19 protein-coding genes and 2 tRNA genes are annotated in these 19,962 nt (G+C 56.0%); 20 read left to right on the top strand and 1 reads right to left on the bottom strand.

Annotation, left to right across the window (positions count from 1 at the left end; all coding sequences use genetic code 11):
* Position 1 precedes the first annotated feature (1 nt).
* Positions 2 to 406 carry an MFS transporter gene (locus AC1ME2_RS09225; protein WP_480442063.1) on the top strand — a complete coding sequence of 135 codons (405 nt, stop codon included), beginning with the start codon at positions 2 to 4 and terminating at the stop codon, positions 404 to 406.
* 8 nt (positions 407 to 414) lie between these two features.
* Here AC1ME2_RS09225 and AC1ME2_RS09220 read toward each other — a convergent pair whose 3' ends face one another.
* Entirely contained in the window at positions 415 to 726 is a 312-nt protein-coding gene (locus AC1ME2_RS09220; RefSeq protein ID WP_480440598.1) for a YhbY family RNA-binding protein, read from the bottom strand.
* A 104-nt stretch (positions 727 to 830) separates the two neighbouring features.
* On the opposite strand from AC1ME2_RS09220, the gene rlmE reads away from it, so the two are divergent.
* The 19 genes from rlmE to AC1ME2_RS09125 all read left to right on the top strand — a co-directional run bounded on the left by rlmE (position 831) and on the right by AC1ME2_RS09125 (position 19,751).
* Positions 831 to 1,481, top strand: a complete 651-nt coding sequence (gene rlmE, locus AC1ME2_RS09215) for a 23S rRNA (uridine(2552)-2'-O)-methyltransferase RlmE (protein ID WP_480440597.1) — start codon at positions 831 to 833, stop codon at positions 1,479 to 1,481.
* Positions 1,482 to 1,673: 192 nt separating this feature from the next.
* Positions 1,674 to 3,572 (top strand): ATP-dependent zinc metalloprotease FtsH, encoded by a 1,899-nt coding sequence (gene ftsH, locus AC1ME2_RS09210; RefSeq protein ID WP_480440596.1) that lies wholly within the window; start codon positions 1,674 to 1,676, stop codon positions 3,570 to 3,572.
* A gap of 8 nt (positions 3,573 to 3,580) precedes the next feature.
* Positions 3,581 to 4,432, top strand: a complete 852-nt coding sequence (gene folP, locus AC1ME2_RS09205; protein WP_480440595.1) for a dihydropteroate synthase — start codon at positions 3,581 to 3,583, stop codon at positions 4,430 to 4,432.
* A 16-nt stretch (positions 4,433 to 4,448) separates the two neighbouring features.
* On the top strand, positions 4,449 to 5,786 hold the full coding sequence (gene glmM / locus AC1ME2_RS09200) for a phosphoglucosamine mutase (RefSeq protein ID WP_480440594.1): 1,338 nt from the start codon (positions 4,449 to 4,451) through the stop codon (positions 5,784 to 5,786).
* Positions 5,787 to 5,852: 66 nt separating this feature from the next.
* On the top strand, positions 5,853 to 6,608 hold the full coding sequence (gene tpiA, locus AC1ME2_RS09195; RefSeq protein WP_480440592.1) for a triose-phosphate isomerase: 756 nt from the start codon (positions 5,853 to 5,855) through the stop codon (positions 6,606 to 6,608).
* Between the two features lie 4 nt (positions 6,609 to 6,612).
* A complete protein-coding gene (secG, locus tag AC1ME2_RS09190) occupies positions 6,613 to 6,996 on the top strand; it encodes a preprotein translocase subunit SecG (protein WP_480442061.1) in 384 nt (127 codons plus the stop codon).
* 44 nt (positions 6,997 to 7,040) lie between these two features.
* A tRNA-Leu gene (locus AC1ME2_RS09185) sits at positions 7,041 to 7,126 on the top strand.
* A 95-nt stretch (positions 7,127 to 7,221) separates the two neighbouring features.
* Positions 7,222 to 7,298, top strand: a tRNA-Met gene (locus tag AC1ME2_RS09180).
* Positions 7,299 to 7,427: 129 nt separating this feature from the next.
* The gene (gene rimP, locus AC1ME2_RS09175) at positions 7,428 to 7,886 is read left to right on the top strand and encodes a ribosome maturation factor RimP (protein ID WP_480440590.1); all 459 of its coding nucleotides are present in this window, start codon (positions 7,428 to 7,430) and stop codon (positions 7,884 to 7,886) included.
* 47 nt (positions 7,887 to 7,933) lie between these two features.
* Entirely contained in the window at positions 7,934 to 9,415 is a 1,482-nt protein-coding gene (gene nusA, locus AC1ME2_RS09170) for a transcription termination factor NusA (protein ID WP_480440589.1), read from the top strand.
* A gap of 27 nt (positions 9,416 to 9,442) precedes the next feature.
* The gene (gene infB, locus AC1ME2_RS09165; RefSeq protein ID WP_480440588.1) at positions 9,443 to 11,971 is read left to right on the top strand and encodes a translation initiation factor IF-2; all 2,529 of its coding nucleotides are present in this window, start codon (positions 9,443 to 9,445) and stop codon (positions 11,969 to 11,971) included.
* A 160-nt stretch (positions 11,972 to 12,131) separates the two neighbouring features.
* Positions 12,132 to 12,581, top strand: a complete 450-nt coding sequence (gene rbfA / locus AC1ME2_RS09160; RefSeq protein ID WP_480440587.1) for a 30S ribosome-binding factor RbfA — start codon at positions 12,132 to 12,134, stop codon at positions 12,579 to 12,581.
* Between the two features lie 5 nt (positions 12,582 to 12,586).
* Complete coding sequence (gene truB, locus AC1ME2_RS09155) at positions 12,587 to 13,504, top strand: tRNA pseudouridine(55) synthase TruB (protein ID WP_480440585.1); 918 nt, start codon at positions 12,587 to 12,589, stop codon at positions 13,502 to 13,504.
* Between the two features lie 118 nt (positions 13,505 to 13,622).
* On the top strand, positions 13,623 to 13,892 hold the full coding sequence (rpsO, locus tag AC1ME2_RS09150; RefSeq protein WP_480440584.1) for a 30S ribosomal protein S15: 270 nt from the start codon (positions 13,623 to 13,625) through the stop codon (positions 13,890 to 13,892).
* Between the two features lie 175 nt (positions 13,893 to 14,067).
* Complete coding sequence (pnp, locus tag AC1ME2_RS09145; protein ID WP_480440582.1) at positions 14,068 to 16,173, top strand: polyribonucleotide nucleotidyltransferase; 2,106 nt, start codon at positions 14,068 to 14,070, stop codon at positions 16,171 to 16,173.
* A gap of 180 nt (positions 16,174 to 16,353) precedes the next feature.
* Entirely contained in the window at positions 16,354 to 17,136 is a 783-nt protein-coding gene (locus AC1ME2_RS09140; protein WP_480440580.1) for a COG4705 family protein, read from the top strand.
* Positions 17,137 to 17,169: 33 nt separating this feature from the next.
* Positions 17,170 to 17,616 (top strand): hypothetical protein, encoded by a 447-nt coding sequence (locus AC1ME2_RS09135; RefSeq protein ID WP_480440579.1) that lies wholly within the window; start codon positions 17,170 to 17,172, stop codon positions 17,614 to 17,616.
* 114 nt (positions 17,617 to 17,730) lie between these two features.
* Complete coding sequence (locus AC1ME2_RS09130) at positions 17,731 to 18,396, top strand: response regulator (protein WP_480440578.1); 666 nt, start codon at positions 17,731 to 17,733, stop codon at positions 18,394 to 18,396.
* Positions 18,372 to 19,751 (top strand): sensor histidine kinase, encoded by a 1,380-nt coding sequence (locus AC1ME2_RS09125; RefSeq protein ID WP_480440577.1) that lies wholly within the window; start codon positions 18,372 to 18,374, stop codon positions 19,749 to 19,751. Before AC1ME2_RS09130 ends, AC1ME2_RS09125 begins: the two co-directional genes overlap by 25 nt.
* Positions 19,752 to 19,962 lie beyond the last annotated feature (211 nt).

The raw sequence follows: 19,962 nt of genomic DNA, 5'->3' as shown, positions 1-19,962 counted from the left end.
AATTATCTGGCAGGTTGCCCAGACGCTTTGGGTAGGTGGCTTGGTATTGCTGCACCTGGCGATGTTGACGGTGCTTGAGCAAACACGGCTTGCGCCGTTGCTGATCGATGAGGTTGCCAATCTTTCGGGGGCGTTGCTGGTGGGATTTGCAGCGTTCTGCGTAGTTTTGCAGGCAGCAGTGCTGATACAGGCCGAGCGACTGTCGAGTCTTTGGCTTGATGTGCGCGGGCAATTGCTGTTGATTGCGATGCTGGCTTCAGCGAGCTATTGCTTGCTGCACCAATGGCTGCCGGATGCGGTGCGCTGGCGGTTGTTGAGTTACCTGATGCTGGCGTTGTCCGGGCTACTGCTGGTTATTCAGCCTGTGCCGGGTGGAAATGGCAGGGTGCGCGATGCGCACCCCTGACCACTTTGTTATACGTGTGAACGGTGGACGTTGGACAACAGCTTGTTTACCTTGGCGTTCTTGCGATAAATCAACGCCATTTTACCGATGACTTGCACCAAATCCGCTTTGCCGGCCTTGCACAACTCTGCAACGGCCTCCAGGCGGCTTTCGCGTTCGAGGATGTTGAGCTTGATTTTAATCAGCTCGTGATCGCCCAATGCGCGTTCAAGTTCGGCTAACACACCTTCAGTCAAACCTTTGTCAGCCACGATCAATACTGCTTTCAGATGATGGCCAATGGATTTGTACTGTTTCTTCTGCTCCTGAGTGAGCGGCATAATCTGACCCCTGCGTCTGATCTTGTAAAAAGCGGCGGCCAGTTTACCCGAGCGAGTCCGGCACCGCCCAGTTAATCACGACTCGTTTATTTTTGAGGTGCCCTGTGGCCCGTTCCAAAACAAGCCATAACTGGTTGAAAGAACACTTCGATGACCCTTACGTCAAAATGGCGCAAAAAGACGGGTATCGTTCGCGTGCCAGCTACAAGCTGCTGGAGATTCAGGAAAAGGACCGCTTGATCCGTCCCGGCATGACCGTTATCGACCTTGGCGCTGCGCCAGGAGGGTGGTCGCAGGTCACCAGTCGTCTGATTGGTGGTCAGGGTCGTTTGATCGCCTCCGACATTCTTGAGATGGACAGCATCCCTGATGTGACCTTCATTCAGGGCGATTTCACCGAAGACGCTGTGCTGGCACAAATCCTCGAGGCTGTCGGTAATACACAAGTAGACCTTGTGATTTCCGATATGGCCCCCAATATGAGTGGACTGGCTGCTGTTGACATGCCTCGCGCTATGTTTCTTTGCGAGCTGTCGCTTGATTTGGCGGGTCGTGTATTGCGTCCAGGTGGTGATTTTCTGGTCAAGGTTTTCCAGGGCGATGGTTTCGACGCGTTCCATAAGTCGGTTCGCCAGGTGTTTGACAAGGTCCAGATGCGCAAGCCGGCGGCTTCACGCGATCGGTCCCGCGAGCAGTATTTGCTGGGTCGAGGGTTTCGCGGCATCAAGGGTGCTGAAAGCATTGAGCGGCTTTGATGCGGGGCGATAGGTTTTTTTAAATAGCCTTGCCAACGAAGCATAAACGAACATTATGTAGTCAAAGTTTCACAAAGGGTTACAGACGGCGCCTGCCACACCTGTAGGTAATGTAGTAAGTTAGGCCGGTGAATATCATGCGAGGCACGCTCCTGCGTGGAGCTTGCTTCAGAGGGTAGCTAATTGAACGATATGGCAAAGAATTTGATCCTGTGGTTGATCATCGCCGCTGTCCTGGTGACAGTGATGAACAACTTCTCCAGCCCAAACGAGCCGCAAACCCTCAACTATTCCGAGTTCATCCAGCAGGTTAAGGATGGCAAGGTCGAGAAGGTTGCAGTCGATGGTTATGTCATCACCGGCAAGCGTGCCGATGGCGACTCCTTCAAGACCATTCGTCCAGCGATTCAGGACAATGGCCTGATCGGTGATCTGGTCGACAATCATGTAGTGATTGAAGGTAAGCAGCCTGAGCAGCAGAGCATCTGGACTCAGCTACTGGTTGCGAGCTTCCCGATCCTGGTGATCATCGCTGTCTTCATGTTCTTCATGCGGCAGATGCAGGGTGGTGCCGGCGGTAAAGGCGGGCCGATGAGCTTTGGCAAGAGCAAAGCGCGGCTGCTGTCCGAGGATCAGGTCAAGACCACGCTGGGTGACGTCGCCGGTTGCGACGAAGCCAAAGAAGAAGTCGGCGAACTCGTTGAGTTTCTCCGTGATCCGGGCAAGTTCCAGCGTCTGGGCGGCCGGATACCACGCGGTGTGCTGATGGTTGGCCCGCCTGGTACGGGTAAAACCCTGCTGGCCAAGGCCATCGCGGGTGAAGCCAAGGTGCCGTTCTTCACCATTTCCGGTTCCGACTTCGTCGAAATGTTCGTGGGTGTAGGTGCAAGTCGCGTCCGGGACATGTTCGAACAGGCCAAGAAACACGCACCGTGCATCATTTTCATCGACGAAATCGATGCTGTCGGTCGCCACCGTGGTGCCGGTATGGGGGGTGGTCACGATGAACGTGAGCAGACTCTCAACCAGTTGCTGGTGGAGATGGATGGTTTTGAAGTGAATGACGGCATCATTGTCATTGCAGCTACCAACCGTCCGGATGTGCTCGACCCTGCGCTGCTGCGTCCGGGCCGTTTCGACCGACAGGTTGTGGTCGGTCTGCCGGATATTCGTGGTCGCGAGCAAATCCTGAAAGTCCATATGCGCAAAGTGCCTATGGGTGAAGACGTCAATCCGGGTGTGATTGCTCGTGGTACGCCGGGCTTCTCCGGCGCTGACCTGGCTAACCTGGTCAACGAGGCTTCCCTGTTCGCTGCGCGTACGGGTAAACGTATCGTTGAGATGAAAGAGTTCGAACTGGCCAAAGACAAGATCATGATGGGCGCCGAGCGCAAATCCATGGTCATGTCCGAGAAAGAGAAGCGGAACACGGCTTATCACGAAGCGGGTCACGCTATCGTGGGTCGCGTAGTGCCTGAGCATGATCCGGTTTACAAGGTGTCGATCATCCCGCGTGGTCGTGCGCTGGGTGTGACCATGTTCTTGCCAGAAGAAGATCGCTACAGCTTGTCCAAGCGCGCGCTGATCAGTCAGATCTGCTCGTTGTATGGCGGGCGGATCGCTGAAGAGATGACTCTGGGCTTCGACGGCGTCACCACTGGAGCTTCCAATGACATCATGCGCGCAAGTCAAATTGCCCGGAACATGGTGACCAAGTGGGGCCTGTCGGAAAAACTCGGTCCGTTGATGTATGCCGAAGATGAGGGTGAAATGTACCTCGGTCGCGGTGGTAGTCAGCACTCTAGTGTGTCTGCCGAAACGGCAAGGCTTATCGACTCGGAAGTTCGTAGCATCATTGATCAGTGCTATGGCAGCGCCAAGCAGATCCTGACGGATAACCGTGACAAGCTTGATGCTATGGCTGATGCGCTGATGAAATATGAAACCATCGATGCTGAACAGATCGATGACATCATGGCCGGTCGCGCTCCTCGCGAACCGCGTGATTGGGAAGGTGGTTCCGGTACTCCGGCCGCACCTCTGGACCCGCGTCCAGAAACCCCTATCGGCGGCCCGGCAGCTGAACTCTAAGGTCTGACATGACTTCTGCGCTGTACCCAATCCGGTTGCCTTGCGGCAGCCGGGTTCTCGATTTGGCCCATACGCACGTCATGGGTATTCTGAATATCACGCCAGACTCCTTTTCTGATGGCGGCCGTTTCAGCCAGCGTGACGCAGCATTGCGTCACGCCGAAGCGATGGCTGCTGCGGGAGCGACGTTGATCGATGTCGGTGGCGAATCCACTCGGCCTGGTGCGCGAGCAGTTTCACCTGCCGAAGAGCTTGAGCGTATAGGCCCCATTGTCGAGGCGCTAAATCGCGAGCTGGACGTCATCATTTCGGTCGATACCTCCACCCCGGCGGTCATTCGTGAGACGGCGCGCCTAGGGGCGGGCTTGATCAATGATGTGCGCTCGTTGCGTCGTGAAGGTGCCCTGGACGCAGCCGCAGCGACGGGGCTGCCGGTGTGTCTGATGCATATGCGCGGCGAGCCGGGCGATATGCAGGATGATCCGCAGTATCAGGATATTGTGAGTGAGGTCAGTGCTTTTTTGCTCGAGCGTATGGAGCAATGCGCGGCGTTCGGTATACCTCGCGAGCGGATTATTCTGGACCCTGGATTTGGCTTCGCTAAAAACCTTCAGCACAACCTGAGTCTGTTCAAGCATATGCAAGCCTTGCATGTGCTCGGCAGGCCCCTGTTGGTGGGTGTTTCGCGCAAGAGCATGATTGGCCAGGTGCTTGCGCGTCCGGTCGCCGAGAGGCTTTCTGGTGGTCTGGCGTTGGCGGCCATGGCCATGATCAAGGGTGCACGAATTCTACGTGTGCATGATGTTGCCGAAACTGTCGATGTGGTGCGAATGATCGCCGCGGTCGAATCGGCTGAATAAGAATGATGGAGCATCTATGACTAGAAAATATTTCGGTACCGACGGTATACGTGGCCGGGTTGGCCAGTTTCCGATCACTCCGGATTTCATGCTCAAGCTTGGCTGGGCGGCCGGGATGGCTTTTCGCCGTCTGGGTGCTTGCCGGGTTCTGGTCGGTAAAGACACGCGCATTTCTGGCTACATGTTTGAGTCCGCGCTGGAAGCGGGTCTCTCTGCTGCTGGCGCTGATGTCATGCTCCTGGGTCCGATGCCTACCCCGGCGATCGCCTATTTGACGCGTACTTTCCATGCCGAAGCCGGTATCGTGATCAGTGCGTCGCACAATCCCCATCATGACAACGGCATCAAATTCTTCTCTGGTCAGGGCACCAAGCTGCCTGACGACGTAGAAAAGATGATCGAAGAGCTGCTCGATGCGCCGATGACGGTGGTTGAGTCCGATAAGCTGGGCAAGGTTTCGCGTATCAATGATGCTGCCGGGCGCTATATCGAATTCTGTAAAAGCAGCGTTCCGACCAGTACCGATTTTGCGGGCCTGAAGCTGGTCATCGACTGCGCTCATGGCGCTACGTACAAAGTGGCTCCCAATGTTTTTCGTGAGCTGGGGGCCCAGGTGACTGTGCTGTCGGCTCAGCCTAACGGCCTGAATATCAACGACGACTGTGGTTCGACCCATATGGGCAACTTGCAGGCTGCGGTGTTGGCAGAACAAGCTGATCTGGGTATCGCTTTCGACGGTGATGGCGACCGGGTGCTGATGGTCGATCATACCGGTGCGATCGTCGACGGCGATGAGCTGTTATTTATCATTGCGCGTGACTTGCACGAACGAGGCAAGCTGCAAGGTGGTGTTGTTGGAACGCTGATGAGTAATCTCGGGCTTGAGTTGGCATTGGCTGACTTGAGCATTCCGTTCGTCCGGGCCAATGTTGGCGATCGTCATGTAATCGCAGAGCTGCTCGAGCGCAACTGGCAGATCGGCGGTGAGAACTCCGGTCATATCGTCTGCTTCCAGCACACCACGACCGGCGACGCGATCATCGCAGCACTGCAGGTCTTGCTGGCGCTGCGTCGTCGCGACGAAAGCCTGGCATTGGCGCGTCAAGCGCTACGCAAGTGCCCTCAGGTGCTCGTCAATGTGCGCTTTGCGGGCGGTGTCGATCCAGTTGAGCATCCGGCCGTTAAAGAGGCGTGCGAGCGCGTTACCATCGCTATGGGTGGTCGTGGTCGCGTGCTGTTGCGCAAGTCGGGTACCGAACCGCTGGTTCGTGTAATGGTCGAAGGCGATGATGAAGCATTGGTTCACGGTTACGCCAATGAGCTGGCAAAACTGGTTAGTGAAGTTTGCGCCTGATTTCGGCTTGCCAGTATTGATGCGGTTGGGTAACATCTGCGCCCACTTTGACCGACGAGGTACAGCATGCGTCGCCTGATGGTAGCTGGTAACTGGAAGATGCACGGTACCCGCGCCAGCGTCGCTGAGCTGATCAAGGGCCTTTGTAATCAGGCCCTGCCAAGCGGTGTTGATGTAGCGGTGTTTCCGCCATGTTTGTACATCAATCAAGTGATTGACGGCCTCAACGGCAAGTCGATTGCAGTAGGTGCGCAGAATTCTGCGGTAGAGCCGATGCAGGGCGCGTTGACCGGTGAAATAGCGCCGAGTCAGCTGGCTGATGCTGGCTGTACCCTGGTGCTGGTAGGGCACTCTGAGCGTCGCCAGATCATGGGTGAGCGTGACGATTGCCTTAATCGCAAGTTCGCGGCAGCACAGGCGTGTGGTTTGACGCCTGTGTTGTGCGTAGGGGAGACCCTGGAGCAGCGCGAGGCGGGCAAGACGTTTGAAGTTGTAGCGCGTCAGCTTGGCAGTATCATCGAAGAGCTGGGAGTCGGTGCTTTTGTAAATGCAGTCATCGCTTACGAGCCTGTCTGGGCCATTGGCACCGGGCTGACTGCATCGCCCCAACAGGCGCAGGAAGTGCACGCAGCCATTCGTGCGCAGTTGGCGGCAGAGAATGCTGAGGTCGCACAAGGTGTGCGGCTTCTTTATGGCGGCAGCGTGAAGGCGGCCAATGCGGCTGAACTGTTCGGCATGCCGGATATCGATGGGGGGCTCATTGGTGGAGCTTCCCTGAATGCAGATGAGTTCGGTGCGATTTGTCGCGCCGCGGGAAACTGAAAAAATGCTGGAAACAGTCGTAGTCGTTTTTCATCTGTTGGGTGCTCTGGGCGTTGTCGCTCTGGTATTGCTGCAACAGGGTAAGGGTGCGGACGCTGGTGCGTCTTTCGGAGCAGGTGCTTCAAATACTGTATTCGGAAGCCAAGGTTCCTCTACCTTTCTTAGTAAGTTTACTGCTATACTCGCCGCTGGTTTCTTCATAACCAGCTTGGGGTTAGGTTACTTTGCTAAAGAGAAAGCTCACCAGCTGACTCAAGTAGGTTTGCCAGATCCAGCGGTATTGGAAGTGCCACAGAAAAAACCGGTTACAGAAGATGTGCCGGTGCTCGAAGCGCAAAAGCCAGTGGTTAACCCTGCTGACGTACCTCAAGCGCCACAGCAAAAGTAACACCGGATCGGGCGGTTGATGTTGAGCCGCTAAAGAGTTGTATTGCCGAGGTGGTGGAATTGGTAGACACGCAACCTTGAGGTGGTTGTGCCCATAGGGTGTAGGGGTTCGAGTCCCCTTCTCGGTACCAATTATCAAGAAAGCCCGCTGTTGCGGGCTTTCTTGTCGGCGGAGGTTCGATTGACCCTGAAAGGGATCGGCCGTATACTTCCGCCCCAGCTTTGTCGCGGGGTGGAGCAGTCTGGTAGCTCGTCGGGCTCATAACCCGAAGGTCGTTGGTTCAAATCCAGCCCCCGCAACCAGTTTTAGCGGAGCCCCTTTTTAGGGGCTTTTTGTTAGCTGGACAGTCATAGCGCCGCTATTCAACGGCGTTTTCAGGGATGGGCGTTTCGCCCATTTTTTATTTGCATTGCATGCACGAGGGGGTTCAGGTGTCGAGCAAGCTAGAACAGTTGCAGGCCTTGGTGGCCCCGGTGGTCGTGGCCCTTGGCTATGAATGCTGGGGTATTGAGTTTTCGGCTCAAGGTCGCCATTCACTGTTGCGTATTTATATCGATAAAGAAGGCGGCGTTTTGGTGGATGACTGCGCCATAGTCAGCCGTCAGATCAGCGGTGTTCTGGACGTCGAAGATCCGATCGCCGTTGAATACACCCTTGAAGTCTCTTCTCCTGGCATGGAGCGCCCACTGTTCACGCTTGAGCAGTTTGCTTTGCACGCCGGCGCACAAGTGAAGATAAAGCTGCGCTCGCCCTTCGATGGTCGTCGCAACTTTCAGGGCCTTCTCCGCGGGGTGGAGGAGCAAGACATCGTGGTGCAGGTCGAGGACCACGAATACTTGTTGCCGATCGACTTGATCGACAAAGCCAACATTATCCCCAAGTTTGACTGAGACGCGGATCCCGCGGATCCAATGGCTTGCGAAAGGCGAGGCGTACGATGAGCAAAGAAGTACTGCTGGTTGTTGAGTCGGTGTCCAATGAAAAGGGCGTACCGGCAGGTGTGATTTTCGAAGCGCTGGAGCTGGCTCTGGCTACTGCTACCAAAAAGCGTTTCGAAGATGAAGTTGAGCTGCGTGTGGAGATCAATCGCCAGACCGGTAACTACGAGACTTTCCGTCGCTGGACAGTGGTCGAAGACGAAGATCTGGACGATCCAGCACACGAATTGGCTGTCGATCAGGCCCAGGAAAAACAACCTGGTGCCGTAGCCGGTGATGTTGTCGAAATTAAAATCGACTCTATCGAATTCGGTCGGATCGCGGCACAGACTGCCAAGCAAGTCATCGTTCAAAAAGTCCGCGAAGCTGAGCGTGCTCAGGTCGTTGATGCTTATCGTGAACGTCTGGGCGAAATCATTTCCGGTACCGTTAAAAAGGTTACACGGGACAACGTCATCGTTGACCTGGGTAACAATGCTGAAGCGTTGCTGGCACGTGAAGACATTATTTCGCGGGAAACTTTCCGCGTGGGTGTCCGCGTTCGTGCGCTGCTAAAAGAAATTCGCACTGAGAACCGTGGTCCTCAGCTGATTCTGTCGCGTACTGCGCCAGAGATGCTGATCGAGCTGTTCCGGATTGAAGTTCCGGAAATCTCTGAAGGTCTCATTGAGGTGATGGCAGCCGCGCGTGACCCGGGTTCGCGTGCAAAAATCGCTGTTCGCTCCAAGGACAAACGAATCGATCCGCAAGGTGCTTGCATCGGCATGCGTGGTTCGCGCGTTCAAGCTGTTTCCGGCGAGTTGGGCGGCGAGCGTGTGGATATCGTGCTGTGGGACGATAACCCGGCGCAGTTCGTGATCAATGCAATGTCGCCGGCTGAAGTGGCGGCAATTATCGTCGATGAAGATGCCCATGCAATGGACATCGCCGTTGGCGCAGATAATCTGGCTCAGGCCATTGGTCGCGGCGGTCAGAACGTGCGTCTGGCCAGTCAGTTGACTGGTTGGACCCTGAACGTGATGACCGAATCGGACATCCAGGCTAAGCAGCAAGCAGAAACCGGTGACATCCTGCGCAACTTCATCGACGAGTTGGAAGTCGACGAAGATCTGGCACAGGTACTGGTTGATGAAGGCTTCACCAGCCTGGAAGAGATTGCCTACGTACCGTTGGAAGAAATGCTCAACATCGATGGCTTTGACGAAGATACCGTCAACGAGCTTCGCGCTCGGGCCAAGGATCGATTGTTGACTAAAGCCATCGCTACTGAGGAAAAGCTGGCAGACGCCCATCCGGCCGAAGACCTACTCTCGCTTGAGGGTATGGACAAGGATTTGGCGATGGAACTGGCGGTGCGCGGCGTAATTACCCGCGAAGACCTGGCCGAGCAGTCTATTGACGACCTGCTCGACATCGACGGCATTGACGATATTCGTGCCGGCAAGTTGATCATGGCCGCCCGAGCCCATTGGTTCGAGTAAGTAGGCGCGGCCTGAGGAGAGAAGTGCATGACGCAAGTCACGGTGAAAGAACTGGCCACAGTGGTCGACACACCGGTAGAGCGCCTGTTACAGCAGATGCGTGAGGCAGGTTTGCCGCACACCGCCGCCGAGCAAGTTGTGACCGATATAGAGAAACAAGCCCTGTTGACGCATTTGAAAAGCGGTCACAAGGCCAAAGTGGAAGAGCCGCGCAAGATCACTTTGCAGCGCAAAACCACAAGCACACTTCGCGTTGCTGGCAGCAAAAGCATCAGCGTTGAAGTGCGCAAGAAGAAAGTTTTCGTACAGCGCAGCCCGGAAGAAATCGAAGCCGAGCGCAAGCGCGAAGTGGACGAACGTCGCGCCGTAGAAAATGCTGCACGTCAAAAGGCTGAAGAGGAATCCAAGCGTCGCGCTGAAGAACAAGCGCGTAGCCAGCCTGCTCCTGCGCAATCGAACGGCACTGAAACTGTTGCCGCTCCTGCTGCTGTTGCTGTTGCCGAACCTGTGCGTCATGCACCGGTTGTGGCTGCTGCACCTGCTGCCGATGCACGCAAGAAAGACGAACAGCGTCGTCCGGACAAACCGCGCAGCGATGACAACAGCCGTCGTAGCGGCGGCGGTGGTGATGGCGATCGCAAGAACGCTCCGCACCGCGCTTCTGTTAAAGAGAAAGCGCCAGCGCCACGTGTTGCACCTCGTACTACCGACGAAGAAAGCGACAGCTTCCGTCGTGGTGGTCGCGGCAAGGCCAAGCTGAAAAAACGCAATGCTCACGGTTTCCAGAGCCCTACCGGGCCTGTAGTTCGCGACGTTGCTATCGGCGAGACCATCACCGTTGGCGAGTTGTCGGCGCAGATGTCGGTCAAAGCGGCTGAAGTGATCAAGTTCATGTTCAAGATGGGCACTCCGGTGACCATCAACCAGGTACTGGATCAGGAAACTGCCCAGTTGATCGCCGAAGAGTTGGGCCACAAGGTCAAGCTGGTCAGCGACAACGCCCTGGAAGATTCTCTGGCCGAATCGCTGAAGTTCGAAGGTGAGACGTTCTCCCGTGCACCGGTTGTGACCGTAATGGGCCACGTTGACCACGGTAAAACCTCGCTGCTCGACTACATCCGTCGTGCCAAGGTTGCAGCTGGCGAAGCCGGCGGCATCACCCAGCACATCGGTGCGTACCACGTTGAAACTGATCGTGGCATGGTCACCTTCCTCGACACCCCGGGCCACGCTGCGTTTACCGCAATGCGTGCTCGTGGTGCCAAGGCGACCGACATCGTGATTCTGGTTGTTGCTGCGGACGACGGCGTTATGCCGCAGACTGTTGAAGCTGTTCAACATGCCAAGGCCGCCGGTGTTCCGCTGGTCGTAGCAGTGAACAAAATCGACAAGCCAGGTGCTGATCTCGATCGCATCAGAAGCGAATTGTCTGTCCACGGTGTTACTTCCGAAGAGTGGGGCGGCGAGACGCCGTTCGTTCTAGTCTCTGCGAAAGTGGGTACCGGCGTTGACGAACTGCTCGAAGCTGTTCTGCTGCAAGCCGAAGTCCTGGAACTGAAAGCGACCCCGTCCGCTCCTGGTCGTGGTGTCGTGGTTGAATCGCGTCTCGACAAAGGTCGTGGTCCGGTTGCAACCGTTCTGGTTCAAGACGGTACGCTGCGTCAAGGTGACATGGTATTGGTCGGCTCGAACTTCGGCCGTATCCGCGCCATGCTCGACGAGAACGGCAAGCCGGTTAAAGAAGCAGGGCCTTCGATTCCGGTCGAAATCCTGGGTCTTGACGGCACACCGAACGCTGGCGACGAGCTGAGCGTACTGACTGACGAGAAGAAAGCGCGCGAAGTCGCTCTGTTCCGTCAAGGCAAGTTCCGCGAAGTCAAACTGGCTCGCGCTCATGCTGGCAAGCTGGAAAACATCTTCGAGAACATGGGCCAGGAAGAGAAGAAGACGCTTAATATCGTCCTCAAATCTGACGTTCGTGGTTCGTTGGAAGCTCTGCAGGGCGCCCTTGGCGGCCTGGGTAACGACGAAGTGCAAGTGCGCGTAGTCGGCGGCGGTGTCGGTGGTATCACCGAAAGCGACGCTAACCTGGCACTGGCTTCCAACGCTGTACTGTTCGGTTTCAACGTGCGTGCCGATGCTGGCGCTCGCAGGATTGTCGAGCAGGAAGGTCTGGATATGCGTTACTACAACGTGATCTACGACATCATCGAAGACGTCAAGAAAGCCCTTACCGGCATGCTTGGCAGTGACGTTCGGGAGAACATCCTGGGTATCGCTGAAGTGCGTGACGTATTCCGTTCGCCGAAGTTTGGTGCGATCGCTGGCTGTATGGTTCTGGAAGGTGTGGTTCACCGCAACCGTCCGATCCGTGTACTGCGCGAAGACATCGTTATTTTCGAAGGCGAACTCGAGTCCCTGCGCCGCTTCAAGGACGACATGTCCGAAGTGCGTGCCGGCATGGAATGCGGTATCGGCGTCAAGAGCTACAACGACGTCAAAGCCGGTGACAAGATCGAAGTGTTCGAGAAAGTCCAAGTGGCTCGCAGCCTCTAAGTCGCGAGTTGTAAGAGTCATGACGGGTCGTCGCATGCAAGTGCACCGCGATCCGTCATGGACTCTAAACGCAACGCCCGGTCCGGCATTTTGTCAGGCCGGGCGTTTGCCGCTTTCAGACCGTGCGGGTTTCGCCCCGGGTCAGTGACAGGTAGTAGACATGGCAAAAGAATATAGCCGTACCCAACGTATTGGCGATCAGATGCAGCGCGAGCTGGCACAGCTGATCCGCCGCGAAATCAAAGACCCTCGCGTCGGCCTGGTCACCATCACTGCTGTCGATGTCAGCCGTGATGTCGGGCATGCGAAGATTTTCATGACCGTGATGGGGCAGGACAGCGCTGAAGAAATTGCGCAGACCATCAAGGTGCTCAACTCTGCGGCAGGTTTTCTGCGTATGCAGCTGGCCCGCGAAATGAAACTGCGCAGCGTTCCACAGTTGCACTTCCACTACGACGAAAGCGTCGTGCGTGGCGCTCATCTTTCGGCATTGATCGAACGTGCCGTGGCTGAAGACGGGCATCACCCAGAAGATGTTCAGGCAGAAGACGCTACCCAGGAAAGCTCCCTGGCAGAAAGCAGCAAGCCAGAAAGCAACAACAAGGAGTAACGCGGGTGGCTCAGGTCAAACGTATACGCCGTAACGTCAGCGGGATCATTCTGCTCGACAAGCCGCTGGGCTTCACGTCCAACGCTGCCCTGCAGAAAGTGCGCTGGTTGCTCAATGCAGAAAAGGCCGGGCATACCGGCAGCCTCGATCCGCTCGCGACGGGCGTATTGCCGTTGTGTTTCGGCGAAGCGACAAAGTTTTCCCAATACCTGCTTGATTCGGACAAAGCGTACGAAACCAAGATGCAATTGGGCAAAACCACCACTACAGCAGACGCTGAAGGTGACGTTTTACAAACCCGTCCAGTGACCGTTGGTCGTGCTGATATCGAAGCGGTTTTACCGTTTTTTCGTGGTGAAATCAGTCAGATACCCCCAATGTACTCAGCGCTCAAGCGTGATGGCCAGCCGTTGTACAAGCTGGCCCGAGCGGGGGAAGTGGTGGAGCGCGAACCGCGTTCTGTTACTATTACGCGCCTGGAATTGCTGGAATGCGAAGCCGATACAGCGCGCCTGGCGGTGGACTGCACCAAAGGCACCTATATTCGTACCCTTGTGGAGGATATTGGTGAAAAGCTTGGGTGTGGTGCTTACGTTGCAGAGTTGCGTCGTACGCAGGCCGGACCTTTCAGCCTTGCTCAGACGGTGACGCTGGAAGAGTTGGAGCAAGTACACGCCGATGGCGGAAACGAGGCGGTTGATCGCTTCCTGATGCCCTCGGACAGTGGTTTGTTGCATTGGCCGCTGTTGCATTTCTCGGAACACAGTGCGTTCTACTGGTTGCATGGTCAGCCAGTCAGAGCACCGGACGCGCCGCAATTCGGCATGGTTCGTGTGCAAGATCATGAAGGTCGCTTCATCGGTATCGGTGAAGTGAGTGAAGACGGGCGGATCGCGCCGCGTCGATTGATTCGGTCAGAATGACCGGACGAGGGTGGCTGTCAATGGGCACGGTCACATCTCATTTAAAAATACGAGGATTTGTCCTCGGCCCATTGAAGCTGTCTCTTTGGAGCGGTTTCTCGAATAAAGGATTGCCCACATGGCACTCAGCGTAGAAGAAAAAGCTCAGATCGTAGCCGACTACCAGCAAGCTGTTGGTGATACTGGTTCGCCAGAAGTGCAAGTTGCACTGCTGACCGTCAACATCAACAAACTGCAAGGCCACTTCAAGGCCAACGGTAAAGATCACCACTCACGTCGTGGTCTGATCCGTATGGTAAACCAGCGTCGCAAGCTGCTGGATTACCTTAAAGGTAAGGACGTTAGCCGTTACAGCGCCCTGATCGGTCGTCTGGGTCTGCGTCGCTAATAACGACGTTGCTAGAGGTTGGTTGTTTGTCACGGCTCATCGGGTTTACCTGATGAGCCGTGGCAGGCTTCCAGCCTCAAGTTTTATCTGGACGGTCGATGGGTCCGAACCCTGTCACTGCCCAAGAATTCGCAAGAAACCAGTTCCCCAAGAGCCACAAAGAAGGTAGGAAACCGTGAACCCGGTCATCAAGAAATTCCAGTTCGGTCAATCGACCGTCACCCTCGAGACAGGCCGTATCGCCCGTCAAGCTTCCGGCGCAGTATTGGTCACCGTTGACGACGACGTTAGCGTGTTAGTGACTGTGGTCGGCGCCAAGCACGCTGACGCCGGAAAAGGCTTTTTCCCCCTTTCCGTTCACTATCAGGAAAAGACCTACGCTGCGGGTAAAATCCCCGGCGGTTTCTTCAAGCGTGAAGGCCGTCCTTCCGAGAAAGAAACCCTGACTTCGCGTCTGATCGACCGTCCGATCCGTCCGTTGTTTCCAGAAGGCTTCATGAACGAAGTGCAGGTTGTCTGCACCGTTCTCTCCACCAGCAAAAAGACTGATCCAGACGTCGCTGCCATGATCGGCACCTCGGCTGCACTGGCGATCTCAGGTATTCCTTTCGACGGCCCTATCGGCGCTGCGCGCGTTGCTTTCCACGAAAGCACCGGCTACCTGCTGAACCCTAACTACGAACAACTCAAGGCTTCGAGCCTGGACATGGTTGTAGCCGGTACCTCGGAAGCGGTATTGATGGTTGAATCGGAAGCTAAAGAGCTGACCGAAGACCAGATGCTGGGCGCTGTACTGTTCGCCCACGACGAATTCCAGGTTGTTATCCAGGCCATCAAAGAACTGGCTGCCGAAGCTGCCAAGCCGACTTGGGACTGGAAAGCACAACCAGAAAACACCGCACTGCTGGGCGCGATTCGCGCTGAGTTCGGCGACGCGATTTCTCAGGCTTACACCATCACCGTCAAGCACGAGCGTTATGCCCGTCTGGGTGAATTGCGTGACCAGATCGTTGCCAAGCTTTCCGGCGAAGAAGGCCAACCGACTTCCAGCGAAGTCAAAGCTGCTTTCGGCGAAATCGAATACCGCACCGTGCGCGAGAACATCGTCAACGGCAAGCCGCGTATCGATGGTCGTGATACCCGCACCGTACGCCCGCTGAACATCGAAGTCGGCGTTCTGCCGAAGACTCACGGTTCGGCACTGTTCACCCGTGGCGAAACCCAGGCGCTGGTTGTTGCCACTCTGGGTACCGCACGTGATGCACAGTTGCTCGACACCCTTGAAGGCGAGCGCAAAGACCCGTTCATGCTGCACTACAACTTCCCTCCGTTCTCGGTGGGCGAGTGTGGTCGTATGGGCGGTGCTGGTCGTCGCGAAATCGGTCACGGCCGTCTGGCTCGTCGCAGCATACAAGCAATGCTGCCTGCTGCTGACGTGTTCCCGTACACCATCCGTGTCGTATCGGAAATCACTGAGTCCAACGGTTCCAGCTCCATGGCTTCGGTCTGTGGTGCTTCCCTGGCGTTGATGGACGCTGGTGTGCCGATGAAGGCGCCAGTGGCCGGTATTGCCATGGGTCTGGTTAAAGAAGGCGAAAAGTTCGCCATCCTGACCGACATCCTGGGTGACGAAGATCACTTGGGCGACATGGACTTCAAAGTAGCCGGTACCGCCAAAGGTGTTACCGCGCTGCAGATGGACATCAAGATCAAAGGCATCACCGAAGAAATCATGGAGATCGCTCTGGGCCAAGCCCTGGAAGCGCGCCTGAACATCCTCGGTCAGATGAACAAGATCATTGGTCAATCGCGTACCGAACTGTCGGAAAACGCTCCGACCATGATCGCGATGAAAATCGACACCGACAAAATCCGTGATGTCATCGGTAAAGGCGGCGCGACGATCCGTGCGATCTGTGAAGAGACCAAGGCTTCGATCGACATCGAAGACGACGGCACCATCAAGATCTTTGGCGAAACCAAGGAAGCGGCTGAAGCAGCACGTCAGCGCGTTCTGGGTATCACCGCTGAAGCCGAGATTGGCAAAATCTACATCGGTAAGGTTGAGCGCATCGTCGACTTCGGCGCATTCGTCAACATCCTGCCTGGCAAAGACGGTCTGGTTCACATCTCCATGTTGAGCGATGCTCGCGTCGAGAAAGTGACTGACGTATTGCAAGAAGGTCAGGAAGTTGAAGTTCTGGTACTGGACGTGGACAACCGCGGCCGTATCAAGCTGTCGATCAAAGACGTTGCCGCTGCAAAAGCATCAGGCGTGTAATCTGCCCTATGCCTGGTGCTGAAGCAGGTTGAAAACCTGTTTCACTCAAAAGCCGCTCTCCCTCATCGGAGAGCGGCTTTTTTTTGCGCGGAGGGTGAGTCATCAGGGGCCTATGGTTGGCCTAAGTCTGGCCAGTCAGACTCGCTCACGACTTATTCGAAGCGGCAGGAACTCATCCAAATGAATACCCGGACTACGCCTTCCCTATCAAGCTGGCTCAACAAAGTACCCGAAGTAACGCTTTCTTTCTGGGTCATCAAGATCATGTCAACCACGGTCGGTGAAACCGGGGCTGACTATCTGGCCGTTGATGCCGGATGGGGCCAAGGTATGACGCGTGGGGTCATGGGTGCGCTATTGGCCATTGCATTGTTTCTGCAGCTGCGTACACGACGTTATACGCCGTGGACGTATTGGCTCACGGTGGTGCTGGTCAGCGTGGTGGGTACGCAGATTACAGATTTACTGACAGATGGCCTAGACGTGAGCCTCTACGCCAGTACATCGGTATTTGCGGTGGCGTTGGCAGTGATTTTTGCGGTCTGGTACCAGGTGGAGCGATCGCTGTCCATCCACGAGATCGTTACGCTCCGCAGGGAGCTCTTTTACTGGGCGGCCATTCTCTGCACCTTCGCCTTGGGTACGGCGGCAGGTGACCTTGCTACTGAAGCGCTGGGCCTTGGATTTACGTTGGGCGCCGTGATATTCGGCGCTTTGATTGCTCTGAGCTATTTTGCCTGGCGTACGGGCGGCAATGCTGTGTTGACGTTCTGGATTGGCTACATCCTGACGCGCCCCTTCGGCGCTTCGCTCGGCGACCTGCTGACCCAGGCCAAGACCTATGGCGGCCTCGGCATGGGGGCCATGTGGACGAGCGCCCTTTTCTTGACCGTGATTGTGATTCTTGTGGCGGTGGCACAAATCAGCATCGGTAACCGCAGAAGCTTGCAGGTCGCGGAATAATCCCCTTATTCACACACTTACCAAGGAAAAATTATGCGCTACTTTCATTCGCTTATCCGGCCCCTCGCGGCTGTATCGGTCATCGCCCTATTGACCCTTGTGACGGGATGCTCCAAGCCTGGCGCTACGGCCACAGCAGGTGCTGCGCCAGCGGCGGCTCAGACCAGCTCTGCAACCCAGGCTAAACCAGCCTCAAAGTTGGGTGATTTGTCAGCGTTTCGCAGCATTGCGGCAGACGTCGTCACCCTCGTGGACAAGGGCGATCTGCCCACCGCTAAAACGCGTATCAAGGACTTGGAGCTCGCTTGGGATTCGGCAGAGGCGGGCTTGAAACCTCGTGCAGCGAACGATTGGCACTTGCTGGACAAAGGCATTGACCACTCTCTGGATGCGTTGCGGTCTAACACCCCAAGTCAAATCGAGTGCAAAAGCACGATGACAGATTTGCTGAAGACGTTTGATTCCCTTCAAGGGACATAATCGACAGTGTATTCGGCGATTTGTTGATGTTGATCGTGGCCGCTACTATGGGATCAATGTGTTTGCTGATCGAACAAAGAGTGGTCAGGACAGCACATTGACTTGGAGGTGGGCATGCGGGTGTTGCTGGTCGAAGACGATTCCATGATCGGGGAAGCGATCCACGCGGCGTTGAAGGATGCATCCTATGCGGCTGACTGGGTAAAGGATGGGCACGCCGCTCTTGCGACGCTTGGCTGCCAGCACTACGACGTGGTACTGCTCGATCTTGGCCTTCCTGGTAAGGACGGGCTGCAAGTGCTGACCCGTATTCGTGCCAGCGATAACCCGGTCCCACTGCTCATTATCACCGCCCGGGACAGCCTGGATGATCGGCTGCGAGGCTTGGACGGGGGCGCCGATGATTACGTCCTCAAGCCATTCGATATGGCAGAGTTGCTTGCCCGCATGCGTGCTGTACTGCGACGCAAAGGCGGGAGTGCTATTCCCTTGCTCAGCAATGGCACGTTGTCGCTTGATCCGGCAACAAGGGAGTCCGTCGTCAATAACAATCCCCCTGTTCAGCTTTCCAATCGTGAGTTTGCCTTGTTGCAAGCCTTGTTGGTGCGGCCGGGTGCCATTCTCTCTCGCAGCGATCTTGAAGACCGTATTTATGGGTGGGGCGAGGAGGTCGAAAGCAACGCCGTCGAGTTTCTGATCCATGCGTTACGTCGCAAACTGGGGAGCGACATTATTAAAAACGTCAGGGGGGTTGGATGGATGGTTTCAAAAAGCGGTTGAGCGAGTCGATTCAGCTCAGACTGTCGTTCTCGCTTTCAATGGCCATTCTGATCGTCGCGATTGCGGCGGGCCTATTTTCTTTCGTGTCCGCGTTCGATGAAGCCCACGAACTGCAAGATGATGTCTTGCGCCAGGTTGCGACCGTGTATGACCGGCAACACCTCCCAATAGCGCCTGACGGTGACGACAGTCGCGTAAAAGACAGCGATGCAGAGTTCCGCGTCATCGTCCAATACCTTGGAGACGGCGCCAAGGCTCGGGGGAGGAGTGCTGATGCACCTTTGCCTCTCCCGATCACACTGTCGGACGGCTTGCATACGCTTGAGGTCAGTGGGGAGCGGTTCCGGGTGCTGGTCATAACAACGGCCAGCGGAGATCGGATAGCCCTGGCCCAAGAGACCAGTGTGCGGGACGAAATCGCACGCGACAGTGCTCTGCGTACGGTGATGCCGTTGCTGATTCTGGTTCCCATCCTGCTCTTGGTCGTCGCAGACCTGGTACGCAAAATTTTCCGCCCGATTGCCGCGTTGTCTTCTGAAATCGACCAGCGTGCCGAGCAGGAACTGCATCCCTTGAAGGAAAGCCACCTCCCGGTTGAGGTTCGCCCATTTGTAGTGGCAATCAATCGATTGCTCAACCGCGTTGCGCAATCGATGGAAACTCAGCGTCGGTTTGTCGCCGATGCGGCACATGAGCTTCGGTCTCCACTGACAGCATTATCGCTGCAAGCAGAACGAATGGCTGATGCAGCTATGCCCGAATCGGCGCGAGAGCGGTTGGTGGTGTTGCGTCGCGGGATCGAGCGAAGCCGGAACCTATTGGATCAACTCCTGACATTGGCCAAAGCTCAAGCCGCTCTCGACCCGCCAAGGTCGCTAATGTCTGTGAAGGGCCTCTATCGTTGCGTTCTGGAAGACTTGCTTCCTCTGGCTGAAGCCAGGCATATCGATATTGGAGTGGAAGGTGATCAGGATGTACGGATTCTGGTCCACGAGCTTGATCTGATCACCGTGCTTAAAAATCTGGTCGATAACGCCATTCGCTATACACCGGAAGGCGGTAGGGTCGATCTATCGGTGGACATCGAAGATCACCGCGCAAGGCTGCAAATCAAAGATTCAGGGCCGGGCATTGCAATCGTGGAACGAGACCGTGTATTCGACCCTTTTTATCGCACCCTTGGAAGCGATCAGGTGGGATCAGGTTTGGGGCTTTCCATCGTCAAGGCCATCGCGGACCGGATGGGTGCAGAAATTCGGTTGGGGTTCTCTGATGAGTTGACGCAATCCGGCTTGTGCGTCTCCGTGCTTGTACCCATTGCCGAGGCATGTCAGGCGACTGAACAGGCTGTGTGAAAACTACTGCAGGCTGGGCGACTTCGGCGCTACGCACACAATACTGCGTTAAAAACAGGCTCGTGCGCGAGTCCGATCGGAATGCTCATTTACAACCCGTAGACTCGAGTGCGAGCCCAGTCCGCTTCCTCGCCTGTTTTTGCCTTGTCTTGCCTTCGCTCGCTACGTTTTCACACAGCCTGTGAAAGAGAAGAGTGATTTTATGTGCGCA

The organism is Pseudomonas sp. ASL9, from assembly GCF_056680335.1.
The sequence above is the reverse complement of the archived record's forward strand: the minus strand, read 5'-3'. Positions and strand labels throughout refer to the sequence as shown.